The organism is Flavobacteriales bacterium (genome assembly GCA_021296215.1).
GTDB lineage: Bacteria > Bacteroidota > Bacteroidia > Flavobacteriales > ECT2AJA-044 > ECT2AJA-044.
In genome coordinates this window covers 1-23,086 of the sequence record JAGWBA010000016.1, presented here as the reverse complement: position 1 = coordinate 23,086, position 23,086 = coordinate 1, and the positions used below count along the sequence as shown (strand labels likewise).

Annotated in this window: 30 protein-coding genes and 2 tRNA genes; 14 read left to right on the top strand and 18 right to left on the bottom strand. The window is 49.2% G+C overall.

Annotated features, from left to right (window positions below; genetic code table 11):
- Nucleotides 1-356: 356 nt before the first annotated feature.
- The 7 genes from J4F31_04475 to J4F31_04445 all read left to right on the top strand — a co-directional run bounded on the left by J4F31_04475 (nt 357) and on the right by J4F31_04445 (nt 5,498).
- Nucleotides 357-1,307, top strand: coding sequence for a hypothetical protein (locus J4F31_04475; GenBank protein ID MCE2495820.1), 951 nt, complete (start codon nt 357-359; stop codon nt 1,305-1,307).
- A gap of 78 nt (nt 1,308-1,385) precedes the next feature.
- Nucleotides 1,386-1,658, top strand: a complete 273-nt coding sequence (locus J4F31_04470) for a T9SS type A sorting domain-containing protein (GenBank protein MCE2495819.1) — start codon at nt 1,386-1,388, stop codon at nt 1,656-1,658.
- Nucleotides 1,655-2,230, top strand: coding sequence for a hypothetical protein (locus J4F31_04465; GenBank protein ID MCE2495818.1), 576 nt, complete (start codon nt 1,655-1,657; stop codon nt 2,228-2,230). Before J4F31_04470 ends, J4F31_04465 begins: the two co-directional genes overlap by 4 nt.
- 61 nt (nt 2,231-2,291) lie before the next feature.
- On the top strand, nt 2,292-3,281 hold the full coding sequence (locus J4F31_04460; GenBank protein ID MCE2495817.1) for a PD40 domain-containing protein: 990 nt from the start codon (nt 2,292-2,294) through the stop codon (nt 3,279-3,281).
- Between the two features lie 5 nt (nt 3,282-3,286).
- Nucleotides 3,287-4,201, top strand: a complete 915-nt coding sequence (locus J4F31_04455) for a PD40 domain-containing protein (GenBank protein ID MCE2495816.1) — start codon at nt 3,287-3,289, stop codon at nt 4,199-4,201.
- A 244-nt stretch (nt 4,202-4,445) separates the two neighbouring features.
- Entirely contained in the window at nt 4,446-4,616 is a 171-nt protein-coding gene (locus J4F31_04450; GenBank protein MCE2495815.1) for a hypothetical protein, read from the top strand.
- Nucleotides 4,617-5,036: 420 nt separating this feature from the next.
- Nucleotides 5,037-5,498 (top strand): hypothetical protein, encoded by a 462-nt coding sequence (locus tag J4F31_04445; protein MCE2495814.1) that lies wholly within the window; start codon nt 5,037-5,039, stop codon nt 5,496-5,498.
- Between the two features lie 61 nt (nt 5,499-5,559).
- Here the strand turns inward: J4F31_04445 and J4F31_04440 are convergent, their stop codons facing one another.
- The 9 genes from J4F31_04440 to J4F31_04400 form a co-directional block, all read right to left on the bottom strand.
- Nucleotides 5,560-6,132, bottom strand: a complete 573-nt coding sequence (locus J4F31_04440) for a hypothetical protein (protein ID MCE2495813.1) — start codon at nt 6,130-6,132, stop codon at nt 5,560-5,562.
- Entirely contained in the window at nt 6,119-6,775 is a 657-nt protein-coding gene (locus J4F31_04435; GenBank protein MCE2495812.1) for a hypothetical protein, read from the bottom strand. The genes J4F31_04440 and J4F31_04435 overlap by 14 nt, the downstream gene beginning before the upstream one ends.
- A gap of 49 nt (nt 6,776-6,824) precedes the next feature.
- Nucleotides 6,825-7,406, bottom strand: a complete 582-nt coding sequence (locus J4F31_04430) for a hypothetical protein (protein ID MCE2495811.1) — start codon at nt 7,404-7,406, stop codon at nt 6,825-6,827.
- A gap of 2 nt (nt 7,407-7,408) precedes the next feature.
- Nucleotides 7,409-8,437: a hypothetical protein gene (locus J4F31_04425; GenBank protein ID MCE2495810.1), complete on the bottom strand. Its 1,029-nt coding sequence runs from the start codon at nt 8,435-8,437 to the stop codon at nt 7,409-7,411.
- Entirely contained in the window at nt 8,427-9,422 is a 996-nt protein-coding gene (locus J4F31_04420) for a hypothetical protein (protein MCE2495809.1), read from the bottom strand. Before J4F31_04420 ends, J4F31_04425 begins: the two co-directional genes overlap by 11 nt.
- Nucleotides 9,423-9,503: 81 nt before the next feature.
- On the bottom strand, nt 9,504-10,925 hold the full coding sequence (locus J4F31_04415) for an ATP-binding protein (protein ID MCE2495808.1): 1,422 nt from the start codon (nt 10,923-10,925) through the stop codon (nt 9,504-9,506).
- A complete protein-coding gene (locus J4F31_04410) occupies nt 10,922-11,479 on the bottom strand; it encodes a hypothetical protein (GenBank protein ID MCE2495807.1) in 558 nt (185 codons plus the stop codon). The genes J4F31_04415 and J4F31_04410 overlap by 4 nt, the downstream gene beginning before the upstream one ends.
- Nucleotides 11,449-11,805: a hypothetical protein gene (locus J4F31_04405; GenBank protein ID MCE2495806.1), complete on the bottom strand. Its 357-nt coding sequence runs from the start codon at nt 11,803-11,805 to the stop codon at nt 11,449-11,451. The genes J4F31_04410 and J4F31_04405 overlap by 31 nt, the downstream gene beginning before the upstream one ends.
- Nucleotides 11,806-11,847: 42 nt before the next feature.
- Nucleotides 11,848-12,396, bottom strand: a complete 549-nt coding sequence (locus J4F31_04400) for a helix-turn-helix transcriptional regulator (GenBank protein ID MCE2495805.1) — start codon at nt 12,394-12,396, stop codon at nt 11,848-11,850.
- 252 nt (nt 12,397-12,648) lie between these two features.
- On the opposite strand from J4F31_04400, the gene J4F31_04395 reads away from it, so the two are divergent.
- The 5 genes from J4F31_04395 to J4F31_04375 all read left to right on the top strand — a co-directional run bounded on the left by J4F31_04395 (nt 12,649) and on the right by J4F31_04375 (nt 16,253).
- On the top strand, nt 12,649-13,707 hold the full coding sequence (locus J4F31_04395; GenBank protein MCE2495804.1) for a hypothetical protein: 1,059 nt from the start codon (nt 12,649-12,651) through the stop codon (nt 13,705-13,707).
- 159 nt (nt 13,708-13,866) lie between these two features.
- A complete protein-coding gene (locus J4F31_04390) occupies nt 13,867-14,661 on the top strand; it encodes a thymidylate synthase (GenBank protein MCE2495803.1) in 795 nt (264 codons plus the stop codon).
- A 16-nt stretch (nt 14,662-14,677) separates the two neighbouring features.
- Nucleotides 14,678-15,397 carry a VIT1/CCC1 transporter family protein gene (locus tag J4F31_04385; protein ID MCE2495802.1) on the top strand — a complete coding sequence of 240 codons (720 nt, stop codon included), beginning with the start codon at nt 14,678-14,680 and terminating at the stop codon, nt 15,395-15,397.
- Entirely contained in the window at nt 15,397-15,765 is a 369-nt protein-coding gene (locus J4F31_04380) for a hypothetical protein (protein ID MCE2495801.1), read from the top strand. Before J4F31_04385 ends, J4F31_04380 begins: the two co-directional genes overlap by 1 nt.
- The gene (locus tag J4F31_04375) at nt 15,765-16,253 is read left to right on the top strand and encodes a dihydrofolate reductase (GenBank protein ID MCE2495800.1); all 489 of its coding nucleotides are present in this window, start codon (nt 15,765-15,767) and stop codon (nt 16,251-16,253) included. Before J4F31_04380 ends, J4F31_04375 begins: the two co-directional genes overlap by 1 nt.
- An 80-nt stretch (nt 16,254-16,333) precedes the next feature.
- Here J4F31_04375 and J4F31_04370 read toward each other — a convergent pair whose 3' ends face one another.
- The 7 genes from J4F31_04370 to J4F31_04340 all read right to left on the bottom strand — a co-directional run bounded on the left by J4F31_04370 (nt 16,334) and on the right by J4F31_04340 (nt 21,555).
- On the bottom strand, nt 16,334-16,627 hold the full coding sequence (locus J4F31_04370; GenBank protein ID MCE2495799.1) for a type II toxin-antitoxin system RelE/ParE family toxin: 294 nt from the start codon (nt 16,625-16,627) through the stop codon (nt 16,334-16,336).
- Nucleotides 16,624-16,878, bottom strand: a complete 255-nt coding sequence (locus J4F31_04365; GenBank protein MCE2495798.1) for a type II toxin-antitoxin system ParD family antitoxin — start codon at nt 16,876-16,878, stop codon at nt 16,624-16,626. The genes J4F31_04370 and J4F31_04365 overlap by 4 nt, the downstream gene beginning before the upstream one ends.
- Nucleotides 16,879-16,954: 76 nt before the next feature.
- Nucleotides 16,955-17,509, bottom strand: coding sequence for an ATP-dependent Clp protease proteolytic subunit (locus J4F31_04360; protein MCE2495797.1), 555 nt, complete (start codon nt 17,507-17,509; stop codon nt 16,955-16,957).
- 12 nt (nt 17,510-17,521) lie between these two features.
- Entirely contained in the window at nt 17,522-18,763 is a 1,242-nt protein-coding gene (gene clpX / locus J4F31_04355; protein MCE2495796.1) for an ATP-dependent Clp protease ATP-binding subunit ClpX, read from the bottom strand.
- Complete coding sequence (gene clpP / locus J4F31_04350) at nt 18,760-19,446, bottom strand: ATP-dependent Clp endopeptidase proteolytic subunit ClpP (GenBank protein MCE2495795.1); 687 nt, start codon at nt 19,444-19,446, stop codon at nt 18,760-18,762. The genes clpX and clpP overlap by 4 nt, the downstream gene beginning before the upstream one ends.
- A gap of 49 nt (nt 19,447-19,495) precedes the next feature.
- Nucleotides 19,496-20,830, bottom strand: a complete 1,335-nt coding sequence (gene tig / locus J4F31_04345; GenBank protein ID MCE2495794.1) for a trigger factor — start codon at nt 20,828-20,830, stop codon at nt 19,496-19,498.
- Nucleotides 20,831-20,943: 113 nt separating this feature from the next.
- Entirely contained in the window at nt 20,944-21,555 is a 612-nt protein-coding gene (locus J4F31_04340; protein ID MCE2495793.1) for a hypothetical protein, read from the bottom strand.
- An 86-nt stretch (nt 21,556-21,641) separates the two neighbouring features.
- On the opposite strand from J4F31_04340, the gene J4F31_04335 reads away from it, so the two are divergent.
- Nucleotides 21,642-21,723: transfer RNA gene (locus J4F31_04335), tRNA-Leu, on the top strand.
- Nucleotides 21,724-21,933: 210 nt separating this feature from the next.
- Nucleotides 21,934-22,016, top strand: a tRNA-Leu gene (locus tag J4F31_04330).
- Between the two features lie 238 nt (nt 22,017-22,254).
- Here the strand turns inward: J4F31_04330 and J4F31_04325 are convergent.
- Both J4F31_04325 and J4F31_04320 read right to left on the bottom strand, forming a co-directional pair.
- Entirely contained in the window at nt 22,255-22,674 is a 420-nt protein-coding gene (locus J4F31_04325) for a PIN domain-containing protein (protein MCE2495792.1), read from the bottom strand.
- On the bottom strand, nt 22,671-22,919 hold the full coding sequence (locus tag J4F31_04320) for a hypothetical protein (protein ID MCE2495791.1): 249 nt from the start codon (nt 22,917-22,919) through the stop codon (nt 22,671-22,673). The genes J4F31_04325 and J4F31_04320 overlap by 4 nt, the downstream gene beginning before the upstream one ends.
- Between the last annotated feature and the right edge of the window lie 167 nt (nt 22,920-23,086).

Below are 23,086 nucleotides of genomic sequence, written 5' to 3'. Positions count from 1 at the left end.
ATCAAGAGTTATTGGTTATTGTTCAATGGGATTTAATAATGAATAGAAGATCCTTGGCCTCGAGTTTTAACCCGGGGATTGGATTGTTGAGTCGATAACCGGCATCTCAGAACTTTCCTCGGTTCGTTAAATAAAAAAGCTAAATATTTTGGGTTATGGCCCGAGGCTCTTTGTTCCGGACTACAGAGTTCGAATTCCGAGACTTAGGCTTCAAAGCCAAGCTCTAGTGCTCCACAGAGCTAACTTGCATCACAGCCATTGGTAACCATTCACCCCGGAATATGAACCTCTCGCCATTTCGCCCTCCATCGAATACCATGGGAATTTGCTAAATTCCCGGCCTCGAAATAATTCCTATGAAAAAGCTTCTATTCTTTTGTCTCGCCCTAGCGGGCGGATGGGCCACTCAAGCCCAAGTGTTCACCCAAACGTACACCAGCGGCGATATCTTCGGCGTTGGTCAAGTGCAAAACAGCACCAACGACATCTATCCTTGCCACGGAGTTCTTACCTTTACCGGACTCCCAGTCGGAGCCAATGTGGATTCAGTTCGTGTGGTTTACGATTTCTTTAGCGCCATGGCTGGATTCCAAAGCCCGAACGATCAGCGCTCGTACATCAATTGCCCAACGACCGGACTTAAAGAAGCGAATTTGGCCGCAACGGGCCCCGTGGGTATCGGCGTTACCACAGTCACGTATTCACGCTTGGTTTCAGTAGCGAACGGAATTTTAACCTCCAACACATTAACCTTCGAGCTTCACGCAGGTACTACAGCTCTAATTCCGGGATCATGCACAGGATCGGGTCACGTCGTTTTTAACAACACCTGGACCGTTACCGTGTATGTTAGCGGATCGGCAGCTTGCCCCGAACCCACGAATTTGAGCACGACGTCAACGACTAACTCGATCGCTTTCGACTGGATTCCCGGTGGATCTGAGGCCCAGTGGCAGTTTGCGGCCGGGCCAGAAGGATTTCCGCTCGGAAGTGCGGTTCCGGCAGTAACGTCAACTCACCCGGTGACCATGGCCGGATTAGACTCCGCGGCGAGCTACGACTTCTACGTTCGAGCCATATGCGGACCTGGCGACACCGGCCTTTGGTCAGGACCAATCACTGCAATGACGGATACGCCAGTATGCGCTTCACCGACCGACGGTGTAGTTTCTAATGTAACGGAAACAGAGGCCGCGGTAGGTTGGAGTCAATCCGGATTCTCGTCAGATTGGCAACTCAAGTACGGGCCGCAAGGATTTGCCATTGGATCGGGAACATTCGTTTCAGGAGCGCAGTGTAATCCATGAGTACTCCAAGGGTTATCGCCCGACACCGAGTACGAAGTATACATCCGAAACAACTGCGTTCTCAACGAATCGGACTGGTTGGGGCCATTCCCTTTTACAACACTCGATCCGTCGATCGGATTGGTTGAAGAAAGCAATGGCGTTCGCCTTTATCCGAATCCAACCACCGGAAAAATCTACGTGGAAAGCGCGGTGACGCAGGATTTCGAGATCCGCGACGCACAGGGGAAATTGGTTGTAGATGGGCATCTGGCCGTAGGCCAAAATATCATTGACCTTGCCAACCTCGCCGAGGGGTGGTACGTCTTCTGTAGTAGTACACATGCGTACCCCATTATTCTAAATCGATGAAATCACTGTTGGTGTTCGTTGCTTTGGTCGGAAGCTCCGTATTGTTTCTCGGTTGCCCGAATTGCAACTGTCCTGAAGCTATTCCCTTTACGCGTTGGACAGATTTTATACTGAGACCCGACCAAGCGTGGTACCCAGCAGGTGCCGATTCCCTGAATTTCACTTTAGAGGTCACTGAAATTGAATACCTCGCTCAAACGGCCGAACCCGGTTATGGAGGCGATGCCGCGATGGCCTGTAGCTGTATTGAGAACGGCTGGCGAGGGTTTAAGTCCCCGTTGGACAGTATCCGGTTTACGACCGTCGATGATTGGGATGTGAATCATGCGGCCGGATCGAGCCTGAATGACATTACCCAAGTGTTCGACTTGAATCACACGGGATTAGGTCCGGCCATGTGGGCAAATTTTGACGATCCCGGCGCCATCAGCGGGGATGCGTATAGCTACTTCTATACGTTTCGGTTTACCGAAGGCCCGACCGATCCCGGCGCATATGACGTTGTGGCGATCCTTTTCTACGCCAACGGAACCTCGGTCGAAGGCGAATCCATGACCATGGTGATTCAGTGATGTGATTTACGACGAATTTTGAACGTTGCACCGACCGGCGAAAGTCCCTAACTTCCGCCTCATGCGCCTGAACCTCGTATTTTCCCTTCTATTGACCGTCATCCTGAGTCGAGCACAACCGCTCGAGCGGTTCGTTTTGACCTGCCAGGATGGAAACGTTAAGCGCGTTGCTTTATTCGAGGACGGAAACTTGACCTTTATTTCGCCAACGAACCTCGTGGCCGAAATGCCTATTGTTAGACCGGGTACCCAACAGGTTTTCTACATCGTTTCGAAGTCTAGTGAAGAACGCTTTATTTACTCGACCGATGTTACCAGTGGCCTTCACCAAAACTGGAGCCCCAAAGGTGTTCTGGAAGGTGGAATGGAATTTTCTCCCGATGGACGCTACCTCTATTTCGTGAGTACCCGCAATGGCGGGCCAGGGATTTACCGACGCGACCTAACCGAAGGAGTCGTCGAGGAGATCGCCGTTAACGACCAGCCGCAATTCGACCTACGGTTGTCCCCGGACGGAAAGGAGCTGTTGTATGTAGAGTGGACTGACGAAGGATACATTCTGCATTCGTGGAATACGGAAAATGGCAGCAGAAGAATGGTACTGCACGACAGCATTCTGATCTCAAACGTGCGATGGTCTCAAAACGATTACTCGTTCATCTACGTGCGAAACGAAAATCGCTATTGGGAGATTCGGGAGTATTTTCCTCTACGCGATTCTACCTATAGCATTCGCTGGGGCGTACCGGCTATGGCCGATCCGGTTTACTCTCCCAATGGAGATCAAATCTTTTACAGCATGGAGCAAAATGGCCAGTGGGATATTTATGCGTACAGGCGATCGAGCGACAAGCACCGCTGGCTCATCGATGACAAACGGGACGAGACTCATCCTCAATTTCATCCGTCGGGCGATTGGATCTGGTACAATGAACGCACGAGAAAAGGTTGGCGCGTGTTGAAAAAAGTGATCCGAGGCAAAGCGCCAAGGGCCCTGATCGAATCACGAGATTTCGCGTGCTACGACGCCTTTTGGTTCCCTTTGAATTGACCTGGATGAAGCAGCTTGGTGTATTATTCCTGATAAGCCTACTGACTATCGCTTGCAGTCGTGGACCTAACCCGAATCGATCTAGAGGTTTTCCGCTCGACACCCGACCGCATTGGATGATCTATCACAGCACGCACGAATACGGGGCATTCAACATTTGGATCTACGATCTGGAACTCGATTCCACATGGGCTCTCACAACAGACACCCTGTGGCACTATAATCCCATTCGCTGGAGCGATTCCACCTTGTCCATTATGGGACCCCGTGATATAGGCACGATTCGCCTTGAAAAGAATCTGCGGTCGGTAAACACCGCACCCCTACTTCCCGGTCTTTACCCCAAGGAAATGCTTTGGCCTTCACCAAATGGGCTCATGCTGGCCGGACAAGCATCGGTCAACGACACTACCCAAGTATTCGTTTCGCGTATCGACGGCAAACGTTTGCAATGGCTCACCTCAGGCTCGGCAGGTGGCATGGAGCCGCAATGGTCACCCGACGGACTTACACTGCTCTATCGCTCAAATCAAGACGGGAACCCCGAACTCTATTTATTTCAATTGACCACAGCACACCAACTCCGACTTACCCAACACGACAGCTTGGATCGTTACGGCGTATGGCATCCTAATGGCCGCAAGATCGCCTTCGCCTCAAATCGACATCGTTCCGAAATGGACCTGTACTTGCTCGACGTTGCCACGGGCGATACTCGTAGGCTGACCCATAACGACTGGGGAAAAGGAGAACTTTCCTTTTCCCCAGACGGCCGTTTTTTAGCCTTTCATGCGAAACCTCCAAACGGATATTTCGACATGTATCTGTATGACATGAAGGCTGATAGCATCAAGCGCGTTACGCAAACCGAAGCGTACGACGGCTATCCAACATGGATAGTAAAACCCTCAACCAGGTGAGTTTTACAATAATTTATAGCGCTTTTCTAGGAAATGTTAGAATTATTTCTAATGCCTCGGAATTAATATAAATTCTAATTTTTCTTTCGACAATTAATGCTTAGGTTTGGGGCTGTAAAATCGGCAGAGCGTCGATACCTAATACTAATACAACAAGAGCATGAAAAAGACTTACGTTCTTTTAGCTGCCCTTGCTCTCGGGGCAGTCTCATTCACTTCTTGCAAAAAATGTAAGGAATGCGATGTGAAAACAGAGCAATTCCTGAATGGTCAATTGATTCAGGAAGGAACCGTATCCGGACAGGAATACTGCGGTGACGAGCTGAAAGAGATCGAAGATAACCCGGAGGTAACCTCTACGGTTTCTAATCCGGGCGGAGACATCGAACAAAAAATTACTTACACCTGTAACTAATTGATTTTCGTCCTTTTATAGTTAAAACCCCTCTCCCACCGAGGGGTTTTTTAGTTTCCGTTCACCCGGTATAAATGGCAATTCACCCAATTCGCTAAGGACGCTTTGCCCCACAATCACCACCTTCGCGTCATGAGGGATCGCCAAACACTGCGGATGCGGCCGTTTTCTTACCTTGTCGAGAGCACTAACTTTCGACACTCCGCTCCCATGGCCTTTCTTAGACGGCTATTTTTCTATTTGTTTTTTCTCGGCCTCTCGGCCGGATGCGTTCCGACCGACGACCGTAGATATCTCGAATAGCCGGAGGACCAACCGGATAATTGGGGCGCTTCAACCTCGGTAAAAAGCACCCCCGAACTGAGGTTCGAAGACCGCCTTTATTATAACAAACATGGCGAGCCCTATACCGGAAGCTGGATGAGCACCCATCCGAATGGGCAAATTGAGTGGAAAGCGGAATGCTCCAAAGGCAGGTTACACGGCCAGGTTCGAGAATACTACCGCAACGGAGCTTTGGCGCAGATTCGACATTACGAGTACGGTGTTCTGAAGGGCTCATTTGAAGAATGGTATCCGAACGGAGATATAAAACTCAAAGGCACCGTTAAAGCACCCTCTCGCTGGGGCGGAGATCGAATCGGGGATTTTACCGTCGGCTATTATGGCAAAGGGAAGTTGAACATTATACAACGTCAAAAAGGGCGGATTCAAATGATCAACAATGCCGGACGTACCCCCTACGAAAACGAAATGATCGAACTCACCCGGCAAATGGGTTATATGCTTTACGCCTATGATCGCTGGGGGCGTCTTGAAACGATAGCTGTAGATAGTCGTGGTGAATATCCGGCTTTCGAGAACTGGGACCACTACGAATAAACCCAGACCGTTTAGGGCGAAAATAGCTGCCAAGGGCTGCATCGGCCCGCAGGGCCAAAACCTATTTTACGCGTACAAAGTGCTCCACATAGTGCACGTAGGAGTCCGCATCCCAATAGGCCTGAACCGCGCCGCATTCCGAAGAGGATCGGCTCATATAACGTATATGACTGCACACGAACGAAGTGTCGGTCAGCTCAATGGTGTAGACGGTCTCTTGGTCAGTGAATGCGTTGTGAATGAGTCGATGTTGGGCCGAGGATTCGTCGATACGCCAGGAACCAAAATTGGGCTGATCGTTGGGGTCACCGTGTGTTCCCAATGCATATTGACCGCGATCTTCCCACAGTAACTGATAATGACCGTCTTCGCGATACTGAATTTCGCGGCGAAACAAATAGGCACGAGCACCTCCAAACCGGTTAAGGTCGCCTTTGGCCGGATTCATGACCGAGTCTGCTGCAATGAAATATTCCCCATCGACATAGAGGGCCTTATATTTCCACGTTGATGTCAAAAGTGCTGCGAGGTCGGTTTGGTCGACTGTATACCGTGGTGCATCGACGGACTCTTCGCACGAAACAAACGTGAAGCACAGAAGCAAGGCTAAAAGTGCATATTTAATTCGCCCCATCACTGTTAATTTTATGGATTCTTGATTTCACTAATAGCTCGTCGTGTTTCGGATTTTCCGTTATGATCCAATACGCATCGTCCCAAATCGCCACGCGCCCATTGGTACCGTCGAAAGTCCGCGACCAAATCAATTCCCCCTTTGGAGACGCGCGGTACAGGCGGGAATCAGTGTTTATGTTAGCATCGAGGCGGAAGGTTTTAAGTAGTAAATCGCCATTACTCAGTAGCCTCATATCGGACGGGTATTCTTGAGATTCGGTAAAATCGGGCTCCCACCTATCGATCACCTCTAAGTCCTCGTCGAGGCGGTTGATCACGACCGTTTGAGGAGCATTCATATGGGCCGTGAAATACCCTCCGGTCGGAATTGGCTCGATAAACGCAGAATTGCCATTTATTCCACTGCCCACACCGATGTAGTCAATTCTTTTTCGCGTGACCCTCGTGCTCAGATCACTTGACCATTTTTCGGCTACGAAATCACCATGTACCTGTCCGACCACAACTACTTCACCCGAGGAGTTCTTGCAAATTCCCCGCATCAAAACTCTGTTGCCCACCCCTTCGTTGAGGTGGATAGCCTGAACCCGATCGCCATTGATATCGCGGGGCATCATGGCATAGCCATGAGGAAGAGACAAGGTTTGGACGAAACTATGTACCAAGAGGGCTGGAGAACCATCGTCCAATTCAATTAAACTTCCTCCAGTACACGAAAGGCGGCGATCCGACAGAGCCAGTAACGGACCAAAAATTCGTTAATTCGAGGTGGGCATCGAACTTACAAATGAAGGGAACACTGGTCGATGGATTCGCTGGAAATACAGTATCCAAAGATTGGTAATACCAAGAGAAATTTCGCCATTCGCCGAGTACGATAAAACCATTGTCCGAGGTAGGTAAGACATCCCAGAACATGGCCTTGTCTCCAAGTTCATAAAACTCTAAACCGTGCAATAAGTTCACGTCCTCGGTTCTAAAAAACCCTTTCTTCAAAAGGTGCCCTTCGGCATTAAACAAATAAATGGCGCCACCTCGCTCTTCGCTTTTACCTGTAACGACGATTCCACCCGAACTTTCGGAAGTATAGGCCGGATAGCCATTTTGCCCTACCGCGACCATTCGCCCATCGTCGAATCGCTCAACATCGCGCAGGTACGAGTTCATTCGATCCCCTACTACTCGCGTCCAAGTGGGGTCGATTACGCCGACGTCTTTGGAGCACGAACTCACCAAGGCTGCCACACAAATGAGAAGCATTATTTTCTGCATGATTACTTTCTTTTTGGGGTATAAATGAACCGGGAATAGGTGACCTGAACGTTCCAACCGATGAGCCGAAAGTCATCGGCCAAATACCCATATGCGTATGTAAAGTCGGGATCGATCCAACGCAACTCCGAATCTGTCAGATTGGATAGCCCGTATTGGAATCCGGCCGCAAGGCCGATAGCCCCAACACCGATATCTTTCTGGATACGCATTTGCATTAAAGCGCTGTGATTCCAAGGAGATCTCCATTTTTTCGAATCGACACCTCGAATTTCGGCCGGATATGGATTTCCCTGTGTTGGTATATCCTCAACTGTTGGGATCAGGCTTGCATCGGCCGTGGCCTTCAATAGCGACCGAGCTAACACACCGCCAAGGAGCTCTAATTTCCATCCCGAAACAGGAACTGAAAGACCCGCAGCGAGTGAAAAATTTAAATACTTCAATCGATCGTCGAACCGCGCCGCTTGCGCATCCAGTATCACATCAGTATACCCGTATTCGAAGGCCTGAACACCGATACTCCCCTCTGCCACGATCCAGGGCAATGGGTAAAAAGCACCAGCCGCATTAGCCTGAAACCCGAGTTGACCCTGGTAGGATTCGGGCAGCTGTTGTTTGCTGCTGAACGTGTGGTAGCGGTCAATGATCATCTCTGGATCAAAAGCGCCTGCAGAAAGGCACCACGACCACCTCGGCACCAGTTTATACTCCTCGATCAAATCCTTGAATCCCTCGATGGCTCCATACTTGGGAGTAAACAAAGGGGGACGATGCAAGAGGTCTTCGGTCCAGGCCCTCGCAGCGCTGTCGTTTCCTGATATCAAATGGGCTTGTGCGAGCAATGAAAAGTGCCGCTCCGACTGATTGGGGCTTAATCCGACGTCGCAAGGCGCTAACTTTTCAATGACACGCTCAAAACGACCATTGAAATAAAGCCGCTCAGCTTCGTCCAAAGCCGCCGGACAGTCTTGTGCCCGGGCTACAAAACCAAGGACTACACTGATTAAGGTGAGTGCTTTATTCTTCATGGCAAGGTGGGTTGTAATTAAGCAATTCGCTAACCAACTTCTTCCAATCACTTGGCGAAATTGATTCGGCATTATCGTTACAATAATGCGTATACCACAGCATTGGGTCTTCGGGCAAGGTGAACTCATATCCATCGAAGTGCGTGTAGCTCCACCAGTCATTTCCCTTCCACTCTACTCGGGCGATCCATTTTCCATCGTCCACGACTTCAATGGGCTGTCGGGCGATATCGCCAAGAGACCATATCCGAGCTGTTCGGTCGTACGACGAGCTCAAAAGTCGGGTTCCATCCTCGGAATAGGCCAAGTCGGTGATCGCTGCTCGATGCCCACCCAACTTAGCCCGTACCTTTCCGGTAAACATATCGATGAGCATGATACTACCATCGGATAAACCCAGGGCCAACCCACTTTCGGTGACAGACCTTTCGATAGCCGTAAGTCTGCTGGGCAACGTCAACGACCATACCGAAGCTCCGTTGGCGAAGTACTGCAGCTCATTACCGGAATAGTCTACACCCTCGGGAAGCAGCAATGCACCACCCTCTTCAACAGGTCGATCTACCTCTACGGGACGACTCGTAATAAGTCCATCAGAACCCAATTGATCAATGTGTAAAAAGGCCTGATAGATTTCAGGAGCCCAGTCTGAACCGCCGTGCTCTCGGTGCAATTCCGTAGCGATCAGGGCCAATTGCAGGGCGTTAGAGGGCTCGGGTACCCGAGTGGCCCTTAAAGCCAATTCCCGACTCAAGCTCAACATCAATAACTTTTCGGTCCTTGCCTCGGCCCTTTGGGCGATAACGCGTTGCTCCTCCGCCAATACTCTTTGCTGCTCAGCGATCGCCGCACTTCGTTCCGATTCCGAACGTGCGATAACCGCCTTCTGCTTTTCTGTTATAGCCCTGCGGGCCGATGCGGAAGCGAGTTCCTCTTGACGAATGGCTTCGCTGCGGGCTTCATCCGCCTCGCGGGCCGATACCATAGCCGCACGCGCATTCTCTTCTGCTTCCGATTTATTCTCCTCAGCTCGTTGTCCTTCGACCTCGGCTTGTCTCGACTCCTGTTACGCAAGTTCAGTCATTTGCCTTGCTCGCGTCGATTGCTCCCTAGCTCTCAAAAAACCCGCCACAGACAAGATCATAAGTACCAAGATCAACGACAATATGACCGTCCTCCTCCGCTGTTTGCGTCGATGGTTCCTCGATTTGCGCTCACTCTCGCGAATAACGTCCATTAAATCGACACTCAAACTCAGGTTGCGCTCGTAAAGCGATATATACTGCAGATCGTCCTCGGTGAGTAGCTTTCCCCTTTTTTTGAATTCCTTAAAACTCAAGTTCAAGAAGTTCCGTGCCTCCAGCATTTCCCGCTCTTGCACGGTTATGCGCTCAAAGATCTTTTGGGCCAAACTATCGCATCGGAATTCATATCTTTCGTCATCGTCTCGATCCGAAAGAATCCGTTTATCGACGAAGTCCTGTACGATATCAATGACTTCTTCCTTGTTGACCTCCAAACCGAGATCCACGCAGCTCGAATATATTTCTTCCTGAGTCTTCTGAACCTTGGTTCCCTCTACTGAGACCGGGGATTTCAACACGGCAAGCGCTGATTTAGGGTCGTCCATCTTGAAGATCTGCTCATCGATAAGCTCGGCAAGCACATCGGCTAAGTCCCCCATTTGCTCTAATTGATCCACGGTAAACTTCAAGGGTTTCCCCTGCAACCCGCTTTCCAAAGCATTGTGATAAACGCGATCCAAGAAGACCTGTAAAAAGGTGAGTTCAGCGTAGCGCTTATCGGGGTTGATCTTGGACAACAATTGCTGCTCAAAGCCAGGCTCCATTTCAATGCCGAAGGCTTCACAGGGCCCTGATACGCATTCCTGTGCCCGCAGCCGGGTCATTTTTTCAATACGCACACGATTGTCGAAGAAATGCGGAATTTGAAGTTCAAAGTCCGACAGAAATTCCAAATACTCCCCGCGCAGAATAAAAATAAAATGGACATCCAGGTCTGAATCCAAAAAACCACGTACGGCAGTAATAAAAGTTTCGATCTCCTCCCTATCACCGAAATTAAAGAGTTCCTCAAACTGATCGAAAATAAAGTAAACGGGCCTAAATTGATCCATGTAAGCTGAAGCCGTCACGGCCTTCAAGGCTTCCCCATTGATCACCTCGGGAGTCGGTTCTTGACTAAAAGTCCATTTATTGACTTGTTGATACCACGAGCGCATCATATTTCCACCGCGCCGAATTGCCACGGGCAACCAGTCTTCTTCAGTAAAGCGGTTAGCCGGGCCACAGTTAATGATACTCGACTTTCCGGTTCCCGATGCACCATAAATCAGCAATAACCGGCTTTGGAAGGACTTGTCATAAACTTCATTTACCTCGGCATCGCGACCAAAGAATATAGACCGATCCTCCCTATCGAAGGAATCGAGAAATTTAAACGGAGATTTTACGGCTTCACTATTCATTTCGCTCCCTTTTTCATTCGATCGAATTCCGCTTTGAGTTCGAACCATTGATCCCATTGCGACAAATCCACCTGGTTCTGTGTATTCGCTCCTATATATATTGCTCTACCCTCGTCAATACCTTGAAAAAGGTAAATATCGCTCCGGAGTCCAGCCGAACGGAGTGCTGTCACTTCAACATCTTGAGTGTCTACGATAAAGAGGCTGAGAGTTAAGTAATCGCCTGTATCCTTTACACTGCGCAACAACAGCACACTTCCACTGTCCGAGAATTGATCGGCTATTTCTTCGTGCGACTTAAACTGCGCATCGGTACTGTTCAAGAGTCGAAGTCGGTGATTGAAACGCGCTTGCGTGTATTTCCTTTTACGCACATCGATGCCATTGACCTGAACCATTTTGTACTCGACTAAAAAGGCGCATTTCTTCATTAAGTAGACCAAGGTTTGCTCGAGTTGCTCTATGTTCGTGCGAGCCTCTTCACTAAACCATTTCTCGGGCTCGGCAATCCGCGACCAATCCTCTAATTCCCGGTAGAAAGCCTCATCGAGCAACTCGCCCAGTTGGGCAATAATAAGCTCCTGTCCCCTTGCTTTAATCTTTTATCGAGCACTTTGATGAAATCCAATCGGTCTGTTTTGCCGTTGGGTTGAAGTCCTTTTTCAAGCTCTTTTGAACTCAATGTCAAAGCTTTGTCGAGCTCCGAACAGCGCATCCATTCAGAAGCTATGATGAACGATAGAACCTCGATCAGTCGATCGACGGTTTTGCTCAATTGCCGGTATCGCAACTCCATACTTTCCAATAAGTTGGCCGAGAATAGCCGGCGCAATTCCACACCGATGACCCACGGGAAATTTTTTATAATCTGATGGGCCAACAATCGAATATCCAACACCTCGCCCTCGTCCTCTTCTACGAGTTAAAACTTCTGTAAAGTCGGCTTCTCCTCGGCCATACTCATGAATACTTCACGAACGAGCTCTTCGCTGGAACTGGGGCGAAAAGCTTCGAATAAGGGGCTCACCGCCTTAGGCTGAAGGTCCTTGGACTGGTCTACAGCCGGAATAGATCGTTCTGGTTTTTCGGCCCGAACAAAATCATCTTTTCGCTTCCGGATTTCCCCTGGCGGGTACCCGAACTCCGTATTGAAACACCTTGTGAAATAGGTATTGCTCGAGAAGCCCACTCTGTACGCCACCTCGCTCACGTTTCCGACCTCTTGACTCAGGAGATCCATTCCACGACGCAGCCTCATAGAACGTATAAAATGGATCGTGGATATTCCGAGAATCCCGCTTAGGCGTCGGTGCAAATGAGATCGACTCATAGCTACTGCATCCGCTAGTTCCGAAACGCCAAATTGCTCATCGCTCATGCGCTCACGAACAATGGATTCGAGTTTTTCGATCAGCGCTTGATCCATGGAAAGCTCGATGGCCTCATCTGGATTGCCTTTGGACGGCGGCACACTTTCGCTTTTATATTGCGGATTTTCAGACATCTAGAATCATCGGGAACCTAAATGTACAATTTAAATAGGGCGAATATCTCACTGGCAACATAGGTTCAACCCTTTGCAACATATGTTTGAAATGCCCCTTTTATCCACCTATTGTTGCGAATTTCTATGTTCAAGAATTAACAACATAGCTGTTAACCCTTACCCTCGTTTCTGCCGGATGTTTGCGGTGTACTTACGTGTCACCCTAAATCAAATATCATGAAAACGTTCATTATCAAGGATGCAGCTTTTTTAGTTTCAAGTTTATTCCTCGTCGTTTTCTCGTCTTGCGAGAAAGAGGAACAAATCGCGCCGCTAGGCGCAGAAGGCACCCCTACAAATAAAATGGTGCAAGTATATCCTTTTGGAAATAGTGCCGCGAGTGCCCTGAGCGCGTTGAGCGAAGTAACCGGTCAGGAGGGCCCCAATTTTGTCGACGAGCACTATGTGCAAGTTAACTCTACGACCTATAACTATGGATCGCAGAGTCAGCACACTCTAAAGCTCTTCGTTTCACCCGATAACGATTTGACCGATAAACCGGTAGTGTTGTTATTTCCTGGTGGAGGATTCATAAACTACAACAGAGTGGCGGAAATGGAAGCCTTGGCCGAAGAGTTGGCAAGTAAAGGATTTGCGGCCGCCGTGGTCAAATACACCATAGATCCGAACGACAATAACAACGACATGGTAGATTGGATCTACGGCGTACAAGACATCCGTTCAGCGGTGCGCTACATCTGTAAAGAGGCCTCAGTACATGGATTCAGCACAACGAATATCTTTATTGGTGGATGGTCGAACGGTGCCAGTATAGCCTTTAATCACGCCTTTATGGGGCAAAATGAATTGACCGATATCGACGATGCCAATTTACAAACGACACTTTCGACCAATATCAACACCCTCGGATGGGACAATGCCGACAATGCCGGTTTTTCCGGTGATGTCAAAGGTGTGATCGCCATGAACATGTTTACCCAAGCCGAAGATTTCGTGGATGCAGGGGATCCCGCTTTATTCATGGTCGGATGTACCCAACAGCAGTTCGGCAATGGTGTCGTCACCTACGGTACCCTCGTGAATTCCGGAGTGACCATTTATGGACCGCTGCCCGTGAAAAACCGTGCGCTCACTCAAGGGTACGTGGAAGGACAAAACCTGGAGCTCCGCACGGAGCAATGGCCCAACGCTCTGTATACGCACCCCAACTACACCACGTTGCGCGCTGATCATTGGTACGATATTTCGGCCTTCTTGGCTCGGAATCTCGACTAAAAGCTTTGTCTTTTTTTCATAGGCCAAGGGCCCGCGGACACCTAATTCAGGGTGAACCCGCGGGCCTTTTGGCTTTGTTTATTTCTTCTTAAAAACTTGCGTGGAAGGGAGTTGCCAATCGGCCCGCAGGGCCATATTTTTGAAATAAATTGGCACATTATGCAGCAGTACCACGACCTCATCAGACGCGTGCTCCACGAAGGCGTTAAAAAAGAAGACCGCACCGGTACCGGAACCTTATCGGTGTTTGGCCATCAGATGCGTTTCGATCTTTCGGAGGGTTTTCCTTTGGTGACGACTAAAAAACTGCATTTGCACAGTATCATCCACGAGCTGCTTTGGTTCCTCAAAGGCGACAGCAACATCGCCTACCTCAAAGAAAATGGCGTGCGTATTTGGGACGAATGGGCCGATGAAAATGGTGACCTGGGCCCCGTTTACGGTGTGCAATGGCGCTCTTGGCCCGCTCCCGATGGCAATAGCATCGATCAAATAAGCCAGCTGATCCACAGCATCAAAACGAATCCGGATAGTCGCAGACTCATTGTTTCGGCGTGGAACGTGAGCGAGATTCCGAACATGGCGCTTCCGCCCTGTCACACGTTTTTTCAGTTTTACGTGGCCGATGGCAAATTGAGCTGTCAACTGTACCAGCGTTCGGCCGATATCTTTTTGGGCGTGCCCTTCAATATTGCCTCCTACGCCCTGCTCACCATGATGATGGCCCAAGTGTGCGACCTCGGGCCGGGCGATTTTGTGCACACTTTTGGCGATGCACACATTTACAGCAACCACATGGAACAGGTACAGCTGCAAATTAGCCGTGAGCCACGCGCATTGCCGACCATGAAGATCAAGCCGAACGTAAAAGACATCTTCGACTTCAAATACGGGGACTTCGAACTTGTGAATTACGATCCGTGGCCGCACATCAAGGGTGTGGTAGCGGTTTAATCTCTATTTTTAGGGGATGGAAAAGTACCATCAGCCCGGTAATTCGTTCATTCGCCGCTTTCAAGATTACTTGGGCGAATTCGTTTACGGCGGTATCGATGGTAGCGTCACGACCTTTGCCGTAGTAGCGGGATCGGTCGGGGCCGGGCTCGACACCGCGGTGATCATCATTCTGGGGTTCGCGAATTTGATCGCGGACGGATTCGCCATGTCGGTAGGCGCATTCCTCAGCACTAAGTCCGAAATCCAGAACTACGAAAAACACAAGCGCATCGAGTATTGGGAAGTGGACAATTTACCCGAAAAAGAGCGCGAAGAGGTCCATGAGATCTACCGGGATAAAGGCTTTGAAGGCGAATTGTTAGAGCAGGTCGTCGATGTGATCTGTGCCGATCGCGACCGGTGGGTCGATGTCATGATGAAAGAGGAGCTCGAAATGCAAGAAGAGACTAAATCGCCCTTCGCGATGGGGGCGGTCACCTTCGTCAGCTTCATCATCGTGGGCTTTATTCCACTCCTGGTTTACATGTACGACTACACCTCGGGGGGTTGGGATACCAATCTTTTCCTTTGGTCGTGCGTACTCACCGGAGGCGCATTCATCATGATCGGCTACCTCAAAGCCCGCGTAACCGAAAACGACGTCATTCGAAGCATTGTCGAAACACTGTTCCTCGGTGCCGCGGCGGCAACCCTCTCATACGTGGTCGGAAACTACCTCGAACAGTTGTTTTGATGCATCCGCGTCTGCACCTCATCCTGCGCCTGGGATTGGCGCTGACGTTCTTGGGCCATGGGATTTTCGCCCTCAACGGGCGGATGAGTTGGCTGCCCTACCTTATGACCGTTGGGTTCGAACAGGACCTCGCTGCACAATTGATGCCGATCATCGGGGTATTGGATCTGATCGTAGCTCTATTACTGATCTTTAAGCCCCATAAACACCTGTTTTTGTGGTGTTTCATCTGGACTTTCGCCGTGTCGATCATTCGGCCACTTTCGGGCGAATCGTGGCTCGAATTCGTAGAACGCGGTGCATTTTATGCCGTATCTTTAATGCTGTTCTTAAATTCGCTGCAATCCAACAAAACCGCCGCTCCATGATCCTCTCCATGATCGTCGCCGCTTCCGAGAACAACGCCATCGGCAAATACAACGAACTGCTTTGGCACCTGCCTAAAGACCTCAAGTATTTTAAGGAAGTCACCTCAGGGCATTGCATCATCATGGGCCGGAAGACCTTCGACAGTATTGGAAAACCACTGCCAAAGCGCCGGAACATCGTGATCACGCGGCGCGAAGAGTTCGAAGTAGAGGGCGTTGAAGTCGCCAATGATATCGAAGCGGCAATCGACATGGTAGGCGAAGATCAAGAGCCCTTTATCGTCGGTGGAGGCACCATTTACGAGCAAGCGCTCCACTACGTGAATCGAGTGTACTTAACGCGGGTTCACGCTCACGTGAATGGCGATACCTTTTTCCCGGAGCTCGACCTCAATGAATGGCAACGCGTGCTCCACGAATCCCACAAAAAGGATGCAAAGCACGCGTATGATTTCAGTTTTGAAGTGTGGGATCGAAAAAAGGATTAGTCATATTCACCGTGTTTTTCAAGCCTCAATCATCTTATACCCGACTAGTTAACCTTTCTTGTGAATAGATATTTCGGTTATTAGAGATTTAGGTCGACATCCATTTTCTGATGAAGTATCCTGATAATCTCTAAAGAATTATCTGCCGCGACTATTCTGTAAAAAATGGATTGAGATTTTACCGATACTTTTCGATATCCTAGCCTTATATGCGAATAATCTAAACCGGCTAAAGGATTTCGGCATATGAGGTCTATTTCTTCAAAAATGAAGTGGTAATATCGGTTTGCCTGCTCAACAGACCATTTTTCACGTGAATAAGTCCAAATGAATTCGAGATCCTCGGCTGCTTCTCGGCTTATTCGCAGCCTCATTTATTAATGCCCTCGTGGCGTTGATTCAATTGCTCAAGAAAAGTGTTTCGATCAAAGTCGTCGAGAAATCCCGAATACTCACCCTTCTCCAAAGCCTTGATCAGTGCCGATTTCTTAGCTTCCTCGTGTTCGAACAAGCGCAGTGCCGCTCGAATGACTTCGCTGGCCGATGAATACTTTCCGGACTTGATTTGATGATCGATTACCGATTGAAAGTAGTCTCCGAGTAATATTGAGGTGTTTTTGCTCATAAATAAAGCGTTTACTCAAATATACCAATTCCCGGTATACCGGAATAAACTTCTACGCGTACGACTGTGAAAGTGCTTAGATCTTCTCGGTAATTCCGTCTACGATTCCGTACTCGACCGATTCCTCGGCGTTCATCCAGTAATCGCGATTGAAGTCCTTGAGGATACGCTCAACACTTTGACCACAGTTATTGGCCAGAATCTCCGCACTGATATCTCGGGTTTTCAAAATCTCGTGCATTTGTATCTCAATGTCCGATGCTTGCCCTTGAGCACCACCACTGGGCTGGTGGATCATCACGCGACCATGCGGCATTACGAACCTGCGGCCTTTTTCTCCGACCGATAACAAGATCGACCCCATGGACGCGGCCATACCAGCACAAATTGTACTTACGGGGCTGCTGATCTGCATCATGGTATCGTGAATGGCCATGCCGGAAGTGACATACCCGCCCGGACTGTTGATCACGAACTGGATCTCTTTTCCCGGATCTTCGATATCGAGGTACATAAGTCGATCGATCACGTGCTTGGCACTGCGGTCGTCGACTTGTCCCCAAAGAAACACTTTGCGTTCGCCCAAGATGCGGGCATCAATGCGGTCTTGTAAGCTTTTGAAATCACTCATTGCTCTCTAATATTATGATGCAGCCTTGAGCTTTCTCAAGCTGCTGGCACTGATTTTCTTTTCGGCGTAATCGCGGGTCAATTTGAGCTCCTGCTCTCCTTCTCCGCTGGGCATTTCGAACATGGCATCCATGAGCAATGCCTCGCAAATGCTGCGAAGCCCTCGGGCACCTAGCTTGAACTCGACTGCATTTTCGACGATAAAGTCGATGGCCGAATCGTCGTAGGTGAAATCGATGTCGTCCATGGCGAACAGCTTCTGATACTGTTTCATGAGCGCATTCTTAGGCTCGATCAAAATGCGTTTCAGCGCTTCGGCGTCGAGCGGATTCAAGTGCGTGAGCACGGGCATACGGCCAATGAGCTCGGGAATGAGTCCGAAGCTCTTGAGGTCTTGCGGTGCAATAAACTGTAACACATTGTCGTCGTCTACCCGCTCTTTCGAAGCGTTTCCATAACCGATCGCTGCGGTGTTGAGACGGCGCTTGATGTGTCGGTCGATTCCATCGAAAGCCCCACCCGCTACAAAGAGAATGTTGCTGGTATCGATCTCCACGAATTTTTGATCGGGGTGCTTGCGTCCACCTTGCGGCGGTACGTTCACCTTGGAGCCTTCGAGTAGCTTCAACATGGCTTGCTGAACTCCTTCTCCACTTACATCGCGCGTGATCGAAGGGTTGTCGCTTTTGCGAGCGATCTTATCGATCTCGTCAATGAAAAGAATTCCGCGCTCCGCTTTGCGCGCATCGTAGTCGGCCGCTTGTAACAAGCGCGAAATAATACTTTCCACATCTTCGCCTACGTAGCCTGCTTCCGTAAGTATGGTCGCGTCAACGATGGCAAAAGGCACGTTGAGCATGTGCGCGATGGTCTGTGCCAGCAAGGTTTTTCCGGTTCCCGTTTGACCAATCATGATGATGTTCGACTTCTGAACGTCGACCTCATCGGCAGAGTCCCCTTTCTGGCCGTAGGCCAAAAGCCTTTTGTAATGATTGTACACGGCCACAGACAGCACCTTTTTGGCGTCGTCTTGACCGATCACGTATTCGTCCAGAAAGTTTTTGATCTCCTGAGGTTTGCGCAAGGCCATTTCCTGAGCAACGGCTTCGAGTTCGTTGTCGCTCAGTTCTTCGACCAGGATACCGTGTGCCTGTTCGATGCACTGATCACAAATGTGTGCATCGATACCTGCGATGAGGATCTTGGTTTCACTTTTTTTGCGCCCACAAAAGGAGCAACTCAGTTCTTCTTTCATTCTTTCTTGGTCAATACCTCGTCGATCATGCCGTATTCTTTGGCCTCTTGTGATTTCATCCAGAAATCGCGATCACCATCTTGGTATACCTTTTCGTAATCCCGCCCGCTGTGCTTGGCGATGATCTCGTACAACTCTTGCTTGAGCATTAGGATCTGCTTGGCCGTGATCTCGATGTCCGAGGCCTGTCCTTGAGCACCGCCCAAAGGCTGGTGAATCATGACGCGGCTATGGGTAAGTGCCGAGCGTTTACCCGGAGCTCCGGCGCAAAGCAGCACAGAACCCATTGAAGCGGCCATTCCGGTACAGATGGTCGCCACATCGGGCTCCACCAATTGCATGGTGTCGTAGATACCGAGTCCGGCATACACGCCACCACCGGGCGTATTCAGATAAATTTGTATGTCCTTTTTCGGATCCACGCTCTGGAGAAAGAGCAACTGACCTTGAACGATATTCGAAACTTGGTCGTTGATCGGAACTCCGAGAAAAATAATACGGTCCATCATGAGGCGCGAGAAGATGTCCATAGACACCGCGTTCATTTGGCGCTCTTCGATGATGTTGGGGGTTAGCCCACGGGGCATTTGGCGAGTGGCAGCGCTGACGTACTCGTCGTACGCTAGGCTATTGATACCCATATGTTGTGTCGCGTACTCGCGAAACTCGTCGTTATCAAACATGATCTATTGAGATTGTGTAAAAAGCGTTCTACTTACAACCTCAAATGTATCATTTTGTTGCTTGTTCTACGAACTCGTCGTAGCTAACTTCTTTTTCATCGAGTTTGAAGTTCTCCTTGAAGAATGCGAGCAATTTACGCGAGAAAATCTCATCGCTGATGCGCTTGCTCTCCTCTTCGTTTTCGAGCACACGCTGAGCGGTGTTCTTCACCATTTCTTCATCGCGTTCAGGAATTCCGTACTGCAGCATTTGCGAGCGAACGGCGTTCTCGGCAAAACCGAGCACTTCTTCGCGGCCGATCTGCATGTCGTTATCATTGGCGATGCGGTTCTCGATGAGCTGCCACTTGGTCGAAAGCCGGTACTGAGCATACTCGGCCTCCACTTGCTCCATGGTCAGCGGTTTTTCGCTTACGGTCATGAGCCAGCACTTGAGGAATTCATCTGGTAAATCAAACTTAACTTTGTCGAGGATATACTCGGTCGCGTCGTTGAGGAAGCGACGGTCACTTTCCTGCTCGTACATCTTTTCGATGTCTTCGCCGACTTTAGCGCGGAATTCCTCGATACCGTTTACATTACCCTCTCCGAAGATCTTGTCGAAGAGTTCTTGGTTAAGTTCGGCCGGCTCCAAGCGATTTACGCGAATCACCGTAAAGTTCCACACTTTGTTCTCTTCGGTGATCTCCTCTTTGGGCAAGTTGAGCATGGAGCTCACCTCGGTCTTATTATCGTCGAATGCCTTAAGCACATCGAACTCCACTACATCGTCAGGACCGATACCGATGAATTGTTTTTTGATCTTATCGTCCTTGACGGCGCTGATCATCACGGTAGCCTCGTTGCTGTGGTCACCTTCTCCGGCCGGAGTAAATTTACCGTACAGCGTGGCGCCTTCTTCGCTCTTGTCGATGTTGGTCATTGAACCGTAACGCTTGGCGAGATCCTCAGTGTAACGATCGATAGTAGCATCGTCAGCTTTGATCTTATAGAAAGGAAGCTTGTTCTTTTTGGTGATGCTCACTTCAAATTCAGGAGATAGACCTACTTCAAAAGAAAACTCGAAGTCGTTGCCTTCGGTCCAGTCGATGTTGTCGTTGTCTTCGGTCGGAATCGGATTTCCGAGGATCTCAAGGTTTTCTTCGATCAAGAAAGTGTACACCTGTTGTTGCATCAGCTTGTTCACCTCTTCGACGAGTACGCCTTTGCCATACATCTTTTTCACCATGCCCATGGGCACTTTACCCTTCCGGAAACCCGGAACGCTGGCCGTACGGCGGTAGTTCGCCAATACTTCTTCTACCTTGGGTTGATAATCGTTTGCTTCGATCTTGATGCGCAATTGGGCGTTCAAATCGTCGATCGCCACTTTCTTGATATCCATAGAAAACGTCTTTACCGTTGCTAATGAGGGACTCCCCTCTTATTTCGAGGGCGCAAAGGTACGATTTTCCCTCAAGTTGTGGTAGTAAATAAAGCCTATCATGAGGCTTCCACTCACAGCTCCGAAAACGTGCCATAGAAAGTGGGTGCCATGGGCAAAAATCCGTGTGGGTCAAGCACGCTTGCGGTCAGGGCCACGGTAAAGGCCAAAACCGCTCCACCCACATAGCGCGCATAGGCCCACTGTCTTTTTCTTAAGAAGAGCACAACGGGCATTAACACCATCACCGCCTGTAAAAAATAGCCGACGCTGGTAGCGTATCTGCGGGGCACATAGGCATTCGCCGCGCCCATCAAGAAAAAGAAGGACAAGACGAAAACGGCCGCGATCCACCATTTACCCGAAACCTTGCTCATGAAGTAGGCGCTAGCCAAAAGGGTTAAAATAACGATGGGCACCCAGTCCATGTAGATACACACGGCGTGATTCCGAAATCCGTGATAAAGGGTTCCGCCTATTCCGCCTACGGCGAGAATCGGAAGTACGCGTTTAAGGAAGGTTCTTTTGAACTCGGGTTTGTACACCCGAGCGGCCCAATAAATAAAGACTCCTACAAAAACCGCCGCTGTCACCATGTTATAAGGCTCCACGATCCACTGCTCGAAATTGGTTTCGAAATAGATCGGCCCTCCATCGGCAGAATGAAACTGAATTTCAGGGGTCATGTTTTTCGTAACCCGATTTTATCGCTTTGGTTCGCTAATCTTTGTATCTTTGCCGTCCTTTTGTCAAAGAAAGGCAGTTCTTTCAAGCGGATATGGTGGAATTGGTAGACACGCTGGATTTAGGATCCAGTGCCGTGAGGCGTGTGGGTTCGACTCCCTCTATCCGCACAAGTGCAAAGTAATTCGTTTAAGCAGAGCGTAAGCGAGTTTTTGGAGTGACCTTTCGAGCAAGCTCGAAGGAGGTCAGGGCAAAAACTCGCGATGGCCGTAGGCCTTAAACGAATTGCTTTGCCTTGTAAGCATCCCCAAACGGGTGCTTGCCTGCAAACTCCCTCGCCCTAAACGGAGTTCTTTTTCAAGCTCCCAACCTCTACCACTGCGGACGTGGCGGAATTGGTAGACGCGCTGTCTTCAGGCGGCAGTGTCCTTTAGACGTGGGGGTTCGAGTCCCCCCGTCCGCACAAGCAAACACAAGATGCCCATTCGATTCCATCGAATGGGTTTTTTATTTTCAGACCAAGCCGAGCTCGCTAGAGCTTGGGAGTGAAAACGGGAAACCGAGCGAAGCGATGGCATCATGTGTTTGTTTGTTAGCCTCCCCCACCAGGGACGGCGCATGCGCCGTCCCCTTCGACCATGTCGGATCCTTTGCTCGCATTGACTACCTATAAAGAAACTGCGCGCATCAGTCTCATCCACTCACGAATCAAGACTCTTCAGGAATTCTTCTGCTGATAGCACGGGCAATGTGCTCTGTTTATAATCCCTAGCATTACGAGAAATAATCACATTGCATTTTGAATCAATGGCGCAATAATATTGTACCGCATTTTCAAAATCACGAAAAGTGCTGTTCAGTGCCTTCTCTATGATCATTTGATCCTGAGGACATATTTCACAGATCACTTTAAATTTTCGAAGCTTGTTCAATGAAGTCGAGGAACCTTCAAACTTGGACAATACATGATGAGCCGTTACGAAAGTTAAAGGTGAAACAATCAAGCTGAAATTTGCTTGCTCAGCCTTTGTGGCTAAAACGGCCGCGCTTTTGTAAAAGGGCTTTCGTTCTGCGAGCAGGTCGAGTACGATGTTCGTGTCCAAAAAAACTCGCAGACTCATTTGTATTTCTCCTCCAAATAGTCACGATACTCTTTTTTATAATCGTAGTCTTCTGGCAAATCGATTAATCCAGAAATACTTTTTACGTATGGAGAAATATCCGAATCTTTCTCTTCAGTTGAATTAACCAGTGTGCTGAGGTAAGCCTCGATCATTTTGGATAGACTAATCTTCTTTGAAGCGGCAATAACCTTTGCGGACTCTATTACCCTTTTGTCAAGTTTCAATGTCAGTTTCGCATCCATAACTCAAATATACGTATTTGTTTTATTTTTTTATACGTGCACACAACGATCCAAGATGGTGCGTACCCTTCACCATATTCCGTAGGTAAACTTCCCCGTTATGAGACCGTTCTAAACTATCAAATTCGATTCAATTTGTTGTACAGATTTACTCTGTTTGTATGACC